Source organism: Fulvivirga kasyanovii, from assembly GCF_009711405.1.
GTDB lineage: Bacteria > Bacteroidota > Bacteroidia > Cytophagales > Cyclobacteriaceae > Fulvivirga > Fulvivirga kasyanovii.
Map to the genome: position 1 here is coordinate 5,823 of NZ_SMLW01000421.1, position 3,831 is coordinate 9,653.

Annotated in this window: 4 protein-coding genes; 1 reads left to right on the plus strand and 3 read right to left on the minus strand. The window is 43.3% G+C overall.

Annotated features, from left to right (window positions below):
- Window positions 1-451: 451 nt before the first annotated feature.
- Entirely contained in the window at window positions 452-2,197 is a 1,746-nt protein-coding gene (locus E1163_RS06000; RefSeq protein WP_155170525.1) for a TonB family protein, read from the minus strand.
- Entirely contained in the window at window positions 2,190-2,567 is a 378-nt protein-coding gene (locus E1163_RS06005) for a BlaI/MecI/CopY family transcriptional regulator (RefSeq protein WP_155170527.1), read from the minus strand. The genes E1163_RS06000 and E1163_RS06005 overlap by 8 nt, the downstream gene beginning before the upstream one ends.
- 240 nt (window positions 2,568-2,807) lie before the next feature.
- Here E1163_RS06005 and E1163_RS06010 point away from each other — a divergent pair, with 240 nt between their 5' ends.
- Window positions 2,808-3,176 carry an energy transducer TonB gene (locus E1163_RS06010; protein WP_155170529.1) on the plus strand — a complete coding sequence of 123 codons (369 nt, stop codon included), beginning with the start codon at window positions 2,808-2,810 and terminating at the stop codon, window positions 3,174-3,176.
- A gap of 7 nt (window positions 3,177-3,183) precedes the next feature.
- Here E1163_RS06010 and E1163_RS06015 read toward each other — a convergent pair whose 3' ends face one another.
- Window positions 3,184-3,828, minus strand: a complete 645-nt coding sequence (locus E1163_RS06015) for a DUF4159 domain-containing protein (RefSeq protein ID WP_343033763.1) — start codon at window positions 3,826-3,828, stop codon at window positions 3,184-3,186.
- Between the last annotated feature and the right edge of the window lie 3 nt (window positions 3,829-3,831).

Sequence of the window (3,831 nt, forward strand, 5' to 3'; positions counted from 1 at the left end):
GAGTAGGGTTGAAGCCCTGAAAAGGGTGGAATTTCTTCAGTTAGCTGGTATTACTTCTGAACAGTTAAGCTTTACGAAACTTTTGGAAGTTTAGTAAAGCCGCAATTAAGCTCTGTAAGCTGCTATTATGTTCGGTTTAAACTAAAATTTATTTAATGTTCACTGCTTATCGGCTTAAAACACCCCTATAATCCCCTCAAGGGGATAGTAACACTGTAGAAACATCGAAAGCCCGATACTTTAACACACGTGGTCTACTGATTATCAAACACCCAACCTTCCAACTCCGGTCTTCCGACTTCCAGCCCTAGCCATCCCGTCAATAACCGTTTCACCTCTCACTGTTCACCGATAACTCTAACCACTAAACAAGAAGGTCACCATATACCTAAATACCAAAAAAGCCCTCCTTATTTATCATGGGAGGGCTTTGGAAGTACTGAAGTACCTCTTAATAATCAGCCAATGCTATGGTTTGGGTTTCAAAGCCTACAAAGCTGATTACCAGTTCATCGGTTTCTTTGAAGGCGGTGAGTTTGAAGGTGCCATCAAGATCGCAAACTGTACCGCTGTTGGTGCCTTTGATCACTACATTGGTGCCAGGCATAGGTTTGCCATCCGGTTTTGTGACTTTTCCTGATACTTTCAGGCCATCTCTGTTGATACTCACTTTAAATTCTTCTTTAACAGTTACTATTTCTTCCTGATCAACTTTTGATGAAGCCGTGTCATCATCAAGTTTAAAAGTGATAGGCAAAACCAGCTTTTGTTTCACTTTCTTTCCGCGCTGTTTGGCAGGTTTGAAAGGTTCTATGGTTTTCATGGCTTCAAGGGCGGCCTCATCGCAACCTCCGCCGATCCCCTTGGCGACCTTAATATTCGTGAGGCTACCATCTGTATCTACAATAAAGCTGATGTAGACTTTGCCTTCAATACCCAGTTTTCTGGCTTGTTCCGGGTATTTTAGTGCCTCAGCAAGCTTGGCATACAAGGCCTCAAATCCACCATAAGGTTCTGCGGTCTCTTCCACTACCCAAAAGGCGCCGTCAGCATCAGGCATTTTCATCAACTCCCCGCTTTTGCTGATAATTATACCGATCATGCCGGTTTCTTTCCATTCTTTAGTGTATGCTATGGTCTTAGGATCCAGTTTGCCCAGCTTTTCCAGTTTTACTTTATTCTCGGCATCCGTTTCTATGTATGCGAACTCAGCCTGTGGATATTGCTCTTTCAGACGTTTCAGTTCAGGTTCTAGCTCTGCCGGTATCTGCTTTTGGCTGGCCGTTTCCATCACCTCATTTACATCATTGCAGCTAAAAACCGTTACAACCAGTGCAGTTACCACTATCATACTGGCCCATTTCCAGTTTTTGAATTTTGTTTTAGGAGATTTTATCATCTTTATTCTCTTTAAAGTCATTGATTTGTTAAAGTGGTGACCCACAGAGAGGCTCATCTGCCTGAGCGCCATTTTTGCAAGCAGGCTGCTGTAACTTTCGCTGTCAGCATACTTGATGATACTCTGGTCTGCCAGGTATTCATGTACATCTCTCAGGCTTTTGTGCATCCACCAGGCCACCGGGTTTATCCAAAACAGGATCTTTACCAATTCCATTACCATGATGTCCAGCGTATGGTGCTGGCTTACATGCACAGCTTCATGCTCCATTATTTTCTCCTTTTCCGTCTTCGATAAAGGTGCGGTGTTGTCAAAGAAGATCATATTGAAAAAGGCGAAGGTAGGCAACTGGCCATCCGTAGGAATAACCATATGGTCACCGTGACGGACAGTCACATCTTTCTTGAGCCGTTTGAAGCTGATAATCTGGTATACCTGATATAAAAACAGTGTTAACATTACTAAGATTACACCAAGGTAGACCAGGGCAATGATCATGGGTAATGACCATACACCGGCCTCGCCGTTAATTTCAGTGGCCGGGTTAGTATTCAGGTTAATGATCAGTTCAGGTAAAGTAATCGCCTGAAGGTCATTGACCAGAGGTATGGCATTGTCACCTGTAAAAGGATTGTTAAAGTGCAACAAAGGAATAACCAGCGTAAGTGCAGCCGAGCCAAGCAGATAATACCGGGAAAACCTGAAATGCGTATCATTTCGAAGAACCAGGTAATAAAACAATCCGAAAATAAGGAGGCAAATATTAGCCTCAAGCAGGTAATTGATATAGCTACTCATTGTCCTTATCTTTTTGGTCAGACCTGGCGTGCTTCATAAGCTCTTCCACCTCTTTCATGTCGAGGTCATTTTCTTTGGCAAAAAACGACACCAGCCGTTCAAATGAACCATTGAAATATCCTGACAGGAAATTGTTGAAGTAGAATTTACTATACTTTTCCTTGGCGATGAGCGGATAATACTCATGCGTTTTGCCATAGGCGTTGTGGGCTACAAAACCTTTTTGCTCCAGTATACGCACTATGGTAGACACGGTATTATAAGCAGGTTTAGGCGGGTCCATCTTTTCAATGATGTCCTTTACAAAACCCTTTTCTATCTGCCAGAGGATCTGCATAACTTGTTCTTCTGCTTTGGTTAATTCCTTCATAATACTTTTTTGTTTTGATTTTGGCCGTCCGGAGCGGCTGCTTTAGAATATTCGTAAAGTAATGATTCAAAGGTATAACTAATAATTTAGTTTTCAAACTATTTTCTTAGTTATTAAGATTTGCATGTGCCGCCTGACAGGGTAGGGGCTCAGGGAATATTCATGAAAAGATGCTCATTTTTAGCAGGTTATAAGAAGCTTTATTAGTTTAGCGGGCTAATTAAAATAAGGGAAATATTAATGATGAAATTCAAATTTTTAGTTGTTTTAGTGGCTTGCTTGTTTGGCGGTTTGGCTGTGTCGGCGCAGGAAGATTCACCGGCCCAGCCAGTTGGTGGTAATAGTGCATTTGAAGAATATTTACAGGAAAAGATGCAGTATCCTGAGCAGGCCAAAGAGATGGGTATTGAGGGAAATGTGTTTGCTGTGTTTGATGTTGATGAAGAGGGGAAACTGATCGATATAACGATCACCAAAGGCATTGGTGCGGGCTGTGACGAAGAAGCCTTGAGGTTACTCGAAAATGCACCGGCGTGGCAGCCTGCCATGCGGGACGGAAAACCCGTAAGGCAGAGGAAGTCCACATTAATACGTTTCAGGCTACCCTGAGCAATTACTATTGATAATGAGTGAAGCAGTAGGCGATAATATTAGCCCCCATTTTTAATGCCTGCTGTCGCTTGGCCTCAGGGTCCTTGTGAATGGACTGGTCTTCCCAGCCATTGCCCAAATCACTCTCATAGCTGTAAAAGCATACGAGCCTGCCTTTATATATCAGTCCAAAGCCCTGGGCAGGCTTGCCATCATGTTCATGTATCTTGGGCAGTCCGTTGGGAAATTCAAATTTTTGGTGATAAATGGGATGGTCAAAAGGGATCTCAACAAACTCCAGTTCAGGAAACACCTTCTTCATTTCAAGCCTGATGAACTGGTCCAGCCCATAGTTGTCATCAATATGCAGGAAGCCGCCTGCTTCCAGATAAGTTCTTAAGTTCTCAGCATCACTATTGGAGAAGACCACGTTACCATGACCGGTCATGTAAATGTAAGGGTACAGGAACAGGTCAGGGCTACTGACATCCACCACCTCGTCCTCAGGGTCCAGGCTGGTGTTTAATTCCTTGTTACAAAACTGAATCAGGTTAGGCAGGGCAGTTTTGTTGGCATACCAGTCGCCGCCACCGTCATATTTTAATTTGGCTATTTTAATCTGTACCTGGGCATTGGCCGCAGAGGCTATGAACACCAGGCCTGTTGCTATAAG